Source organism: Spiroplasma endosymbiont of Panzeria rudis, from assembly GCF_964019705.1.
GTDB lineage: Bacteria > Bacillota_I > Bacilli_A > Mycoplasmatales > VBWQ01 > Spiroplasma_E > Spiroplasma_E ixodetis_A.
Genome location: NZ_OZ026460.1, coordinates 572199 through 586118 on the forward strand (window position 1 = coordinate 572199; position 13920 = coordinate 586118).

Sequence of the window (13920 nt, forward strand, 5' to 3'; positions counted from 1 at the left end):
CCTTTTAATTTTTATTAATAAAACTAGAAATAGTTGCAATTAGATTAGAAAAAGCATGTAAACCAATAGTATATGTAGTATTACCCCGTGTCATTATAAATAATAAGGGTAATATAATACTAAATCCTAAATAACCAATAATATTATTTCAATCACCACTATCCATAACATGCATTGATGGGAAATAAATTAATGAAGCTGCATATGCTAATCAACGATAACGAACAATGGTAAAAGTACCATGACGATATGATATTTCTTCATTAATTGGAGCAATAAAAATAGTACTAAGAACTAAAACAAAAATGCCATACGGACTATTCATTAATAAGTTTAAAACATCTTGATTTTTTGAAGTATTATTACTTGTTAACATATTAAATTCACTAAATTTAGGAATTATGTTGAAAATAATATTTAAAATAGTACCAATAACAGCAAAAATGGTAACTCAAGTTATTAAATCTAATTTTGCTTCTTTTAAAGTAGTAATAATTCTCTCACGTAATGATCTACAAAATACTAATACTAAAATTGATCCTAACAATTGAAATAACTGTTGAATTAAAAATGTAGTAGCAAGCGAAGTTACATCATCATCTTTACCACTAATAACTTTTGTTGCAATAAAAAATAAAAGAACAAATACTACACTAATAAAACCAAATACACTATGACTATAAGCAGCCCACCCGCCTTTTTTAATCATATCTTCTCAATCAATACCAAGTGAAACAACTAAGCCAAAAATTGGCAATAAACTAAAAATAAAAAGACTAAGAAATGAACTTTGACTAGTATCTTTTACAGCATAAGTTTTGATTAAACTATAAAGAATTGGAATTATAATAAAAGATATAAGATAAATTATTGTTAGAGTTCAACTGGCTGTTTTGAAATTAAAGTTATTGGTGTCATCACAACTAAGTGATTTTGAAGTAAATTTATCAATAAATGATTGTTTTTGTTCATTTTTTTCTAAATTATTACTATTAATGTTATCAGTTTGGTTTACATTAATTCTACGTATGATATCATTGTTGTGAGAAACATTAATTTGATTAGATTTTTTATTAAACATGTATAAGTACTGCATGAAAACTTTCACCCTTTGTTAGTAAAATTAGTATTTAATATTAATTTTTAGTATAACATATAGTGAGAAATCTTGTAATATAATAAACTTGTAATTTTACATTAATTTATTATAATGCAATGCAATATTTATATGTGAAGAGTTTAAAAAGAAAAGGAGGATAGAAAAGAATGCCTAAATACAAGATTAATATTATCGATTTACCATATAATTATGATGCTTTAGAACCTTACATTTCACAAGAAACAATTAAACATCATTATGAAGAACTTCATAAGAAATATTTAACTTCTTTAAAATTAGTGATGGATAAACATCCGAAAGTTTTTTCTGATTATAATCTTGAAACTAAAGGGGAACTAAATCGTTTATTAAGTAATTATTGTAAATTAGAAGATATATGTGAGGATAAAGAAACTTGTAATGTAAAAAAATTACAAAGTAGCATTCGACAATTTGGTGGGGGAGTAATTAATCATAATCTTTTCTTTTCACTATTGGGGAAAAATAAAGGTTTTAATGAAAAATCAGCTATTGGTAAAGCAATCATTAATCGCTTTGAATCTTATGAAAAATTTGAAGCTGCTTTAACAAAAACTGCCATGGATATTTTTGGAAGTGGTTGAGCATGATTAGTAATTGATAATAATGGTACATTAAGACTATACAAAACTTTTAATCAAGACAATCCATGATTCTTGAACATGTACCCATTGATCGCTATTGATGTATGAGAACATGCACATTATCTACAATATAAAAATGAACAAGAGAAATACTTACAAGCATTATTAAAAGTTATCAATTGAGAACAAGTAAATAATAATTATCAAGAGTATTTAAATGAAAAAAATAAAAAATAAGTAAAAAAGAACTCAACTGAGTTCTTTTTTTTATAATATTATTAATATTAATCTAAGCTAAGTTATTTTTTAGAAGAATTTTTGGAAGAAATAGCAGCAATTCTAGTTTTTTTAATTTCTGATTTTTTTTCTATTTTGATTTTTTCAACATGTTTTTTAAAACCACATCGATTACAATTCAATTGAATATTTTTTGCTTCTAAAAATTCGGCAATTAAAATAACCCTACCACAACGATGACAAGCAAAAGCATTTTCTGGCTTTTGTGCTAAACGAACAGATGCATATGTATCTTTCATAACTTACTCCTAACTCATATAAAATTAAAGTAATTATCTTTAGTTTTAATACTATACTTAAAAATTATCAAAGGTTAATATTAAAAAATGTGTCTAGTTATATACAAAAAAACCTTTAAGTCAAATAAACTTAATAGGAGTTTAAAAAACCAAATGCTTAATTAGCCATTATTTTTTAATACTAATTTTATTATAATCATTTTTTTAAAAAAATGTATATTATTATTTATTTATTTTATTTACATTACTAAATTATACTTTTATAAAACAATATTACAATTAAAGTAATAATTCATTTATAATTAATTATGTCTTATTAACAAACCAATTAGGGGAGAAAGTAATATGAGTAACAAAAATAATGATATTAAAATTGAAATAATACAATTAAGAAACCAAATTAAACAATGAAATTATGAATATCATGTTTTAGATGCACCTACTGTTAGTGATGAACTTTATGATAACGCCTATCATAGATTAGTAAAATTAGAAGAACAATATCCCCAATTTAATAGTAATGATTCTCCAACTAAAACTGTTGGTAATAAACCAATTAATTCTTTAACAAAAATTTTTCACCAACAACCAATGCTAAGTTTGGGTAATGCCTTTAATTATGAAGATTTACTAAAATTTGATCAACAAATTAAAAAAACATTATCAGAAAATAACATTGAATATGTTTGTGAACTAAAAATTGATGGTCTATCAATTTCCATAACTTATGAAAAAGGAGAATTAAAAACTGCTGCTACCAGAGGTGATGGAATTGCTGGTGAAGACATTACCAATAATATTTTGACAATTAAAACAATACCAAAAATAATACCAATTAATTCTAAATTAGAAGTAAGAGGAGAAATATATTTAAGTAAAGAAGAATTTAATCGCATTAATGAAAAACAACAACAACAAAACTTACCACTCTTTGCTAATCCTCGCAATGCTGCAGCTGGTACTATTCGTCAACTTGATATTAATATTGTTAATTCAAGAAAATTAGATGGCTTTCTTTACTATTATATTAATGCTACTAATGATAATATTAAAACCCATGAACAAGCATTATTTACCTTACAAAAATATGGTTTCAAAATTAATGAACAATGACAGTTATGTAAAAATATTGAAGAAGTATGAATTTATATTCAGAAATATGAAAAGTTAAGAAATACATTACCATATGAAATTGATGGTATTGTCATTAAAATTAATGATCTAACCAGTTATGATATGTTAGGAAGAACTAATAAGGCACCAAAATGAGCAATAGCTTATAAATTTCCTGCTGTTACTAGTGTTACTAAACTTTTAGATATATTTCCAACTGTTGGTAGAACAGGAAAAATAACCTATAATGCTAGATTACAACCAGTGATAATTGCTGGTACTACCGTTACTTTTGCCACACTTCATAATGGTGATTATATTATTAATCGTGATTTACGTATTAATGATTTAGTAAGTGTTAAAAAAGCTGGTGATATTATTCCAGAAGTAATTGCACCAATTATTAGTAATCGTCAAATAAACAATATTATTTTTAAAAAAGCTATACATTGTCCCGTTTGTAAAACAAAATTAGAACAAGTTCCGCCAGAAGTTGATCAATTTTGCATTAATAGTGACTGTCCATCACGAATTCTTAAATCATTAATGCACTTCTGTTCAAGAAATGCTATGGATATTATTGGTTTAAATGAAAAAATATTATTACGTTTTTTAGATTTAAAATGAATTAAAACTATTAGTGATATTTACAATTTAGTTAATTTACGAAAAGAAATACTATCATTACCACGTTTTGGTGAAAAATCTTTCACTAATCTTGCTAATTCAATTATTCTATCAAAACAAAATTCCTTAGAAAGACTTTTATTCGGTTTGGGAATTCGCCATGTTGGTCAAAAAACAGCAATTATTCTTGCAAAAAAATATTTAACTTTAAATAACTTAATGGAAGCAACCTTTGATGATCTAGCTAATACTAATGAAATTGGTCCAATAATCGCTACTAGTGTTATTGATTATTTCCTTAATCCTACTAATCAACAACTAATTAATAACTTGCAAAACTTTAAACTTAACTTTAATTATTTACAAAAAAACCAATCACAAGTATTGAATGGTAAAACTTTTGTCTTAACAGGAACTTTAACTAAAAGTCGTAACGAATTCATTGAATTATTAAATAACTATGGTGCTAAAATTACCAATACTATTAGTAATAATACTTCTTATTTAATTGTTGGAGAAAATCCAGGAAATAAATTAGCACAAGCACGCAAACTTAATGTTAAAATTATTAATGAAGAGCAATTACAAAATTTATTGAAAGAGGTAGCTAAAAATGGATAAAATTGAAAAGAAAATGACAACAAAAATGCTACATGAATTTGCTAACGAACTTATGTTCAATTTAAGCGAAGAACAATGTGAAAATCTTTTACTAGAATTTAAAGCTATTGAAAAACAAATGGAAATTGTAACAAATATCAATACAAATGATATTGAACCTTTAAATTACCCATTTCCTATTATTAATAATTTATTACGTTCCGATAATGTTGGAGCTCATTTAACGTCTAAAAGTGTTTTAAATATTGCTCCAGAAGTTGAAAATAATTACATTAGTATTAATCAGGTGATTAATCATGAAAATTAATTACCACCAACTTTCAATTCGTCAACTTCATGAATTATTAAAAACAAAAATACTTACTCCAGATCAATTAACTAAATTAGTATACAAACGATTAGAACAATTCAAAAAATTAAATGCTGTTGTTACTTCACTAGAACAAAATGCCATTAAACAAACAAAATTAATTACTGAACAAGAAATTAATGATAATTTATTAGCAGCAATTCCATTTGTAATGAAAGATAATATTGCTACTATTAATTTCTTAACAACAGGTTCATCAAAAATTCTTGCTAATTTTATTCCTAATTATGACAGTACTGTTAATATGTTATTAACAAATAATAAAGCCATTAATATAGCTAAAACTGCTCTTGATGAACTAGGAATGGGTGGAGATGGTTTATATGCAGCTACTGGTCATGTCTTAAACCCTTGGAATTTAAAACATATCACTGGTGGTAGTTCTAGTGGCAGTGCAGCTTTAGTCGCTGCTGGAATTGTACCATTTGCTTTAGGAACAGATACTGGTGATTCAATACGTAAACCTGCCGCTTATTGTGGTATTGTTGGTTTTAAACCAACGTATGGTTTAATTTCACGAAATGGTGTTTTTCCTTATGCTCCAAGTTTAGACACAGTTGGTATATTTACTAATCATGTCGAAGATATTGCCATTGTCTTGGATAGTATTGCTTTATTTGATGAACAAGACTTTACTAGTGTTCAAAGTAAAGAAAAAAACTATACTAAAAACTTAAATCAAAATATAGAAGGTAAAAATATTGCTATTTTAAATTATAATGATTATCAGTGAAATGATATAGTTAAATCTAGTTTTGATGAAGCAATAAAGCATTTAACTGATGGTGGTGCAAAAGTTCAACAAATTGAATTTAATAAAGAATTATTACAATCTTTATTACCAGTCTACATGATTATTTCTTTTGCTGAAGCAACCAGTTGCCATGCAAATCTAACTGGTATTAATTTTGGTGTTCGTAAAAATGGTAAAAATTATCAAGAAGTTATGACAAATTCACGAACATTTGGTTTCGGTGATATGGTAAAACGCAGATACATTATTGGTGCATATGCTTTATCTGAAAATCATCAAGAAGAATTATTTAACAAAGCTAAAAAAGTAAGAAGATTAATTGTTGAACATTTAAATACTATCTTTAAAAAATATGATGCTTTCATTATTATTCCAAATATTAATCCAGCTCCAAAAATTAAAGATGTATTAGAACAAAAAAAAGTTATTAAAAGTGAACATGATTATTTAGAAGACTTACTACTACTTTCTAACTTAAATGGTGGACCAAGCATTAATATTCCGTTAACTACTGTTAATGGTTTACCGATTGGTTTTAATATTAATGGTGCACCTTTCAATGATCAAGTTATATTGAATATTGCTTCATTTTTAAGTAAAAAAATTAATTTTAATAATAAACTACTAGGTGATGATCATGAATAATAAATATGATGTTGTAATGGGTATTGAAATCCACTGTGAATTAAAAACTAAAACTAAATGTTTTTCCAACGCCGCCAATACTTTTGGTCAAAAACCAAATACTCAAATTAATGCCATTGATTGTGGCTATCCAGGAACATTACCAACAGTTAATCAAGCTGTTATTATAATGGCAATTCAAACATGTACTGCTTTAAAAATGAATATTGATCCACTATTACGTTTTGATCGAAAAAGTTATTTTTATCCCGATTTACCTAAAGGTTATCAAATCACACAATTTTTTCATCCAATTGGTACAAACGGTGAATTACCAATAGTTGTAAATAATGAAGAATTTATTGTTAGCTTTGAACGCTTACATATTGAAGAAGACACAGCAAAACAAATTCATAATAATAAAAAAACATTACTAGACTATAATCGAGCAGGAATTCCCTTATTAGAAATTGTTACTAAACCAATTTTTAACACAAGCGAACAAGTAGTAGCATATATTAATACTCTACGTCAATTATTAATTCATTTACAAGTTAGTGATGCTAAAATGAATGAAGGTTCATTACGATGCGATATTAATATATCGTTAAAACCACATGGTAGTGATACTTTAGGTACCAAAGTTGAAATTAAAAATTTAAATTCTACACATAATATTACTTTAGCAATAAATGATGAAATTAATCGTCAAACTAATATTTTAAATAAAAAACAAAAAATTAATCTTGAAACTAGAAGATTTGATGAAAAAACTAATAAAACCATTATCATGCGTAGCAAAGAAAATAAAATTGATTATAAATACTTTCCTGAACCAAATATTTTTCCAATTCAACTAGACGAAAAATGAATCAAAATGATTGCTAAAAATCTTCCTGAATTGCCTAAACAAATAATGGAAAGATTAAAAAAACAATACAATTTACCAATAAAAGATATTAATTTATTAATTGACAAAGTAGAAATATTAACTATTTTTGAACAAACAGTTGCCATTAATAATTTAATATTACCTACGTTTAATTATTTAGTAGGTCCTGTGCAAGCTTATTGTAATATTAATAACACTACTATTAAAAACAGCGAACTTACTGCTAATAATCTATCACAATTAGTTAGTCTAGTTTATGAGCAAAAAATTAATGATAAACAAAGTAAACAGTTATTAAATGCAATTATGATTAATAGTGAAAAAAGCCCTACCGATCTTATTAGAACATTAGGTATTACTTTAGTAAGTGATAGTAATGATTTAGAAAAAATATTAATCACAATTTTAAAAGCAAATGAAAACATGATTACTATTTATAAAGTCAATCCAGAAAAAGCATTAAAATTTTTTATGGGTCAATTAATGAAACTAACTAAAGGACAAGCAAATCCACAAGTTTCTAAAGAAATATTAAAAAAATTGATTGAAAACTATAATTAGTTTCAATCAATTTTTAATTATGAATTTTTATATTATACTTTGAATATTTTTATTATAAATTATATACTAATATTTTATTTAAAATCTACATCTTGGATAGGTTACACTTTATTGGACACTAATTACGTAGACAAGTGAACAAATTAGTTAAAAGAAAGGAACTATAATTATGGCCAATATTAACTCATATACCGATGAATTTAAAAAACAAATAGTAGCTTTATATCAAAGCGGTAAGTCAGTGTCTTGTCTTGCTAAAGAGTACAATGTTACAAGAGCAGCTACTTATAATTGAATTAAGCAATTTACTAATTCAGGCAGTTTTAAAACTAAAGATAATCGTTCTATTGAAGAAAATGAATTAATTAAATTAAGAAAAGAATTAAAACAGTTACGAATGGAAAATGATATTTTAAAGCAAGCAGCACTAATAATAGGCAGAAAATAGAAATTATTGCTAAAAATAAAGTTAAATATAAAATTCGCACAATGTGTCGTTTTTTAAAACTTTCTAAATCAACATATTATTTTAATTTAAAGGAAAAAGAAAAAAAACAAAATAATATTTATGATGAAGCTGTTATTAGTGCTTTTAAAGAAAATAAAGAAGTTTATGGAACAAGAAGATTAAAAGTTGTTCTAAAAGAAAAGAATATTTATTTGTCATGCAGAAAAATTAAAGAAATTATGAATAAACATAATTTAATATCAAAATACACTAAATTATCATTCAAAAATCATCATAATAAAGTCAACGATAGTCAAATAACCAATATCGTTAATAGAAACTTTAATAATAGGCTTAAAAATGAAGTTATTGTTAGTGATTTAACTTATGTTCAAGTTAATGGTAAATGAAACTATATTTGCCTATTAATTGACCTATTTAACCGCGAAATTATTGGACATAGTGTAGGTACTAAAAAAGATGCATCATTAGTACATCAAGCATTTATGCACTCAAATCGTTGTTTAAAAGATATTCAAATATTTCATAGTGATCGCGGTAATGAATTTAATAATAAAATTATTGATAAACTTTTACTAGCATTCAATATTAATCGCTCTTTAAGCAAAAAAGGTTGTCCTTATGATAACGCTGTTGCTGAAGCAACTTTTAAAACTTTCAAAATTGAATTTATTAATGATAAAAATTTTACATCATTAATCCAATTAAAATTAGAATTATTTGATTACATCAACTGATATAACAACATAAGAATTCACAGCACTTTAAACTACTTAACTCCAGTTAATTATCAAAAATAAATGTCTACCAAAAAATAGTCCTAAAAAGGGTTGCCATTCCATCTTCAATTAAATTTTCTTTAATTACTAAATCATCATTTGTCTTATTAATAATTAATGAATATTTTAATAAAATATTTGTTTTTATTCTTTTAAGTAACTTTCTTAATTTTAATTAAAATTATTTGTTGGTCTTAAAAATTGTAATGACATTGTTAAATTATTAACTAATGTTTTATTTGTCAATTCTGGTTTATTTAATTGGATGGTTATTGTTTGATCATTAATATTTCTTTGATTCAAATTTGATTCATTATTTTTTTGTTGTAATTGTTGTATCTTTTCATGTAATTCATTACTTTTTTGTTGTAATGTTTGCATTTGAACATGTAATTCATATTGTTTAATTTCTAAATTAGTAATTTGTTTTTCTAAAGATGCTATTTTAAAATTTGCTTTTTTTGGTATTTCTAAAAGAATTTTAAAATTAGTAAGTTTATTATTTTGATAATCAGCTTTTAATTCTTTTTCTAATTTATCTTTAATATCTTTAATATTTTCTTTTAATTTTGTCTTTTGATTCTCTATCAAGATATTTTTTTGTTTTAACTTCTGCTGTTGTTTTTGTAAAAATTTTATGTCCCTATCAAAAATCTCTTTTCATAAAAGTTTTATTTTACTATTTAAAGTTAGTAAATCGCTTTCTGCTTCTATCAATTTACTATTAAAATAAACTCTAAACCTTAATACTTTTAATAAAATTTTCTTTAAATGTTTTTTAGAAAAATTATCTTTTTCAATTTGTTTATTAATAAATAAATTTAATACTTTTATTTTTTTAAAATATTTTTCATTTATTATTAAATGAAAAATATCTTTATTTTTTTTAAAATTAATAAAATCTTCAAGTATTTTTGGTAAAAAAACCTCTTTTAAAGTAGTTAATTGAAAATTATATGAATAATTATTTATTTCATCATTTAATTCTAAGATTAAGGAATTTGTTCAATCTTCAATAATTTTAAGTGAATCAAATTTCCCTTTTAGAATTGGTATCTTTTTATCCAAACATTTTATTTTATATTGTGTTCATTTATTACTAAAAAAATAAATATAATTGTCCATTGTTCTTCATCCTTTACATAAAATTATTATTTTAAATACTAAATAAATAAATTTCCCTTAATTTAGTAAATCATTAAATATTTATAGATATCATCTCTAGTTATTTCAAAATTAGATTCTATTAATATTCTTTACTTATACTTTTGATATTTTTTCCTTTTAAATACTATTACTAATTACTTTACCATTGACATTAGAAAATATCTTATTTTCTGACATGTCTAAAATTATATCAATAATCTCGGGCGTTTTAGGTATCTCTGGTCTTTCAAATATCTCAATTTTAGTATTAACAACATCAAAGAAATCATTAATATCAGAAAATGTTTTATTTTCTGATATATCTAATATAATATCAATAATCTCGGGCGTTTTAGGTATCTCTGGTCTTTCAAACATATTAGTTTCAATGTTATTAATACCATTAGATAAATCTTTAACGTTAAATATATCTGCCTTGTGTACTATTTCTTGTTCTTCATTACTTTTAGTTACTGGCATTGGTACGATGTTAGAAAGCATTATCGTATCATCAACTTTTTGCTTTACTATAACTGTCGCATATTTTGTTTTAATATATTTTGAATTTTTGCAAATTTGAGTATCATATCACTCTATAGGACTTTGAGTATGTTCTCTCATTTTTTCTTTATTTTTTTGATATCATCTGTAATAATATTCTCGTTTTCTTGCTTTCACTTCTGACTTTTGATTATATTCTCGTTTTCTTGCTTTCACTTCGGGTCTTTGATAATATTCTCGTATTTTTTCTTTATTTTTTTGACATCATCTGTGATTATATTCTCGTATTTTTTCTTTATTTTTTTGGGACCATCTTTGATAAGATTCTCGTTTTCTCGCTTTCACTTCAGGCCTTTGAGCATATTTTTGCTTTTTTGCTTTCACTTCAGGCCTTTGAGAATATTTTAATTTTTTAGTTCCAACCTCAGGTTTTTGATTATGTTTCCGTATTCTTTCTTTGCTTAAATTTTTTTGATTAATTTGAATTATTTTAAAAATTTTTTCTATTTTTTTAATTAGTACTTTCTTATTTTTTTCCATTGTATACATAATATTTTCCTTTCAAAAAATAAAAAAACCTATTTACTTTAAAAAATAAAGCAATCGGTTAAAAACTTATATTTAGATTAAAACATATAATTTTTATTACAATGATAATACATTAATATTTCTAAAAATAAAAAACAATTTTCTTATAATTAATTTTGTTTTTTTAGTAGTGTTTTTTTTCTTTCTTAACTTCCTTTTTCTTTAATTTTTTATGTTTTTTCTTTTTCTTATTTCTTATGAATCAATTTCAAAATGAACGCTTTTTCTTTACCGTTTTAATAATAGTAGGCTCAAATATTTTATTAGTATCACCAATTGAAAAATCATTACAAACAGAATTAATATTTTCATTAGAACTAATAAATAATAGTTCATCATTTAACATTAATATTTCATTTCTACTAGGAATAATAACTTTACCGTGACGTTTAATTGCAACTAAGTTAATTTTATAATTGCTAGGAATTTTTAAAGTTTCTAGTTTTTTATTTGTAAACTTAGTATTTTTAACAATTACATTAGCTATTGAGTACTTTTCATCAACTGTAGTTAAATCTATTCCTAATTTTCAAATAGCACGATATGCAGCTTTCTTACCGGCTTCTGTTTCAGATAAAATAATATTAGTAATACCAATTGCTTCTAAAATTAGTTGGTGAGTACTATCAACAGCTTTAGCAATAAGATTAAGTGATGATAATGTATTGTGTTCACGATGAATTGCTAAAACATGAACAGCAGTAACAATTGAAGCTGCTAAATCAGAACCAATAGCAATAATAATATTTTGCACTTTATGAATTCCAGCATCATTTAATGCATCACGATTAGTCGAATCTAAAATTAAAGTTTCAGAAGCTATTGATGAAACTAATTGACAACGGTCTTCTCTTTTATCAATAGCTAATGTAACTTTACCTAATTCTTCTAAAGTTTTAACAACTGAAATTCCGAATTTACCTAAACCAATGACACAAAAATCATTTTCTGATGAAGACATCTATATCCTTCTTCCTTAAATAATATTTACTTAAATATGTTATATTATACTAAATTATAAACTAATTCTTAAAATATTGGTATTTTACATTTAAAACTAATATTTAATAGAAATGACTATAGTATAGTATAATAATAAAAGAAAATGTTATTTTAGGAGTTTTTTGATGCTATCTAAGGTTAATTATCGTAGTGTAAAAAATATTTTTAAAATTATTTTTGTTGGTAAAACCCGTCCCCGACAAATGTTTAATTTATATTTTTTCACTTTATTAGTTGGAACAATACTTTTAATGACACCAATTGCCACAACAAAAGGACAATGAAACTTTTTGCCTGCCCTTTTTACTGCTAGTAGTGCGTTTTCTGACACTGGTTTAACAGTAAAAAGTACTGCTAATGATTTTACTTTCTTTGGTCAATTTATTATTTTAATTTTAATTAAATTTGGTGGTATTGGTTTAATTACAGTTAAACTAGCAATATTATCCTTATTTGTATTTAATCGACATACCAGTTTAAGAGAAAGATTACTAATGCAAGGTGAACGTGGTTCTAATAAATTAGGAACGACTATTGATGTATTAAAAATTGGTATTATTGTTATGACAATTACTGAATTTTTAGGAGCAATTGTTTTATTTTTATATTTTTATTTTGTGCCTATCTCAGGAATAGAATATGGTCTAAACAATAATACAGGTTACTATAATCACATACTATTAGCATTATGATCGGGAATTTTCCACTCAATTTCTGCTGTTAATAATGCTGGATTTGATATAGTTGGTATAACTTCATTAGAACCTTTTCAAAGTGATTATTTTGTGCAGTGAATTTTTATTATTGAATTTGTAATTGGTGGTATTGGTTTTCCTGTTTATTATGATTTATATCATTGAATTAAAAGTAAAACTCATGGTAAAAAATTTAGATTTAGTTTATTCACTAAACTAACATTAATAACATATTTTTTAGTTGCGATATTGGGTGTTAGTAGTGTTATGTTTATTGAATATTTTTCACGTAATGTCATAACTCCGTCAAGGCAAGAGCCCATTTTTAAAAATTTATCGACATCTGATGCAATTATGGCTGTTTTTTTTAATACAATGTCAACAAGAAATGCTGGATACTATACAGTTGACTTAAATAAATTTCACCTTGCCTCACAAATGATCCAATCATTAATGATGTGAATTGGTTCTTCACCAGCAAGTACTGCCGGAGGAATTAGAACGACAACTTTAGCAATTATTCTTTTAACAATTTTTAATATTGCACGTGGCCGTAATGATGTTTTTGTATTCAAGCGTAAAATTCCTAATCAAACTGTTCGTATGTCATTTATAGTCGGTACACTTGGTTTTATTTTAGTTTTTGTATCAGTAATGATTATTACAATTGAAAATGTTTTTTTAACAGATAATTCTGATATGACCTTTGCACAAGTAATTTTTGATGTTTCAAGTGCTTTTGGAACAACAGGACTTTCATTATTTGATAATTCCAAATTAGGTATTTTTAGTCAACTTAGTTTAATTTTTGTCATGTTTGTGGGACAATTAGGAGTATCAACTACTGTTCTTGCTTGAAGTGATCGTAAATCAAAACCAACGATAAGTAGAGTTGAAGAAAACGTATTAATTGGATAAAT

The 13920-nt window shown here is 24.6% G+C and carries 12 protein-coding genes; 7 read left to right on the plus strand and 5 right to left on the minus strand.

From position 1 onward, the window contains the following. Positions 1–4: 4 nt before the first annotated feature. Positions 5–1081 carry a type II CAAX endopeptidase family protein gene (locus tag AACK89_RS03185; RefSeq protein WP_338979146.1) on the minus strand — a complete coding sequence of 359 codons (1077 nt, stop codon included), beginning with the start codon at positions 1079–1081 and terminating at the stop codon, positions 5–7. Positions 1082–1266: 185 nt separating this feature from the next. On the opposite strand from AACK89_RS03185, the gene AACK89_RS03190 reads away from it, so the two are divergent. Continuing rightward, a complete protein-coding gene (locus AACK89_RS03190; RefSeq protein WP_338960088.1) occupies positions 1267–1959 on the plus strand; it encodes a superoxide dismutase in 693 nt (230 codons plus the stop codon). Positions 1960–2021: 62 nt separating this feature from the next. Here AACK89_RS03190 and AACK89_RS03195 read toward each other — a convergent pair whose 3' ends face one another. Next, positions 2022–2258, minus strand: a complete 237-nt coding sequence (locus AACK89_RS03195) for a hypothetical protein (RefSeq protein WP_281748081.1) — start codon at positions 2256–2258, stop codon at positions 2022–2024. Positions 2259–2603: 345 nt separating this feature from the next. Here AACK89_RS03195 and ligA point away from each other — a divergent pair, with 345 nt between their 5' ends. The 5 genes from ligA (at position 2604) to AACK89_RS03220 (ending at position 9089) form a co-directional block, all read left to right on the plus strand. Then, a complete protein-coding gene (gene ligA, locus AACK89_RS03200; RefSeq protein ID WP_338979148.1) occupies positions 2604–4619 on the plus strand; it encodes an NAD-dependent DNA ligase LigA in 2016 nt (671 codons plus the stop codon). Beyond that, positions 4612–4926, plus strand: a complete 315-nt coding sequence (gene gatC / locus AACK89_RS03205; RefSeq protein WP_286640705.1) for an Asp-tRNA(Asn)/Glu-tRNA(Gln) amidotransferase subunit GatC — start codon at positions 4612–4614, stop codon at positions 4924–4926. Before ligA ends, gatC begins: the two co-directional genes overlap by 8 nt. Next, positions 4916–6388, plus strand: coding sequence for an amidase family protein (locus tag AACK89_RS03210; RefSeq protein ID WP_338979150.1), 1473 nt, complete (start codon positions 4916–4918; stop codon positions 6386–6388). Before gatC ends, AACK89_RS03210 begins: the two co-directional genes overlap by 11 nt. Then, positions 6381–7820, plus strand: a complete 1440-nt coding sequence (gatB, locus tag AACK89_RS03215) for an Asp-tRNA(Asn)/Glu-tRNA(Gln) amidotransferase subunit GatB (protein ID WP_338979152.1) — start codon at positions 6381–6383, stop codon at positions 7818–7820. The genes AACK89_RS03210 and gatB overlap by 8 nt, the downstream gene beginning before the upstream one ends. Before the next feature lie 169 nt (positions 7821–7989). Continuing rightward, a protein-coding gene (locus AACK89_RS03220) for an IS3 family transposase (RefSeq protein ID WP_338978355.1) occupies positions 7990–9089 on the plus strand; the annotation gives its coding sequence in 2 pieces (ribosomal slippage) (positions 7990–8233 and positions 8233–9089; 1101 coding nt in all). A 150-nt stretch (positions 9090–9239) separates the two neighbouring features. Here the strand turns inward: AACK89_RS03220 and AACK89_RS03225 are convergent. The 3 genes from AACK89_RS03225 to AACK89_RS03235 form a co-directional block, all read right to left on the minus strand. Then, the gene (locus tag AACK89_RS03225; RefSeq protein ID WP_338979153.1) at positions 9240–10193 is read right to left on the minus strand and encodes a hypothetical protein; all 954 of its coding nucleotides are present in this window, start codon (positions 10191–10193) and stop codon (positions 9240–9242) included. 159 nt (positions 10194–10352) lie between these two features. Next, the gene (locus AACK89_RS03230) at positions 10353–11255 is read right to left on the minus strand and encodes a hypothetical protein (RefSeq protein ID WP_338979154.1); all 903 of its coding nucleotides are present in this window, start codon (positions 11253–11255) and stop codon (positions 10353–10355) included. A 172-nt stretch (positions 11256–11427) separates the two neighbouring features. Then, a complete protein-coding gene (locus AACK89_RS03235; RefSeq protein ID WP_338979155.1) occupies positions 11428–12264 on the minus strand; it encodes a TrkA family potassium uptake protein in 837 nt (278 codons plus the stop codon). 166 nt (positions 12265–12430) lie between these two features. On the opposite strand from AACK89_RS03235, the gene AACK89_RS03240 reads away from it, so the two are divergent. Then, a complete protein-coding gene (locus tag AACK89_RS03240) occupies positions 12431–13918 on the plus strand; it encodes a TrkH family potassium uptake protein (protein WP_338976048.1) in 1488 nt (495 codons plus the stop codon). Positions 13919–13920: the final 2 nt, after the last annotated feature.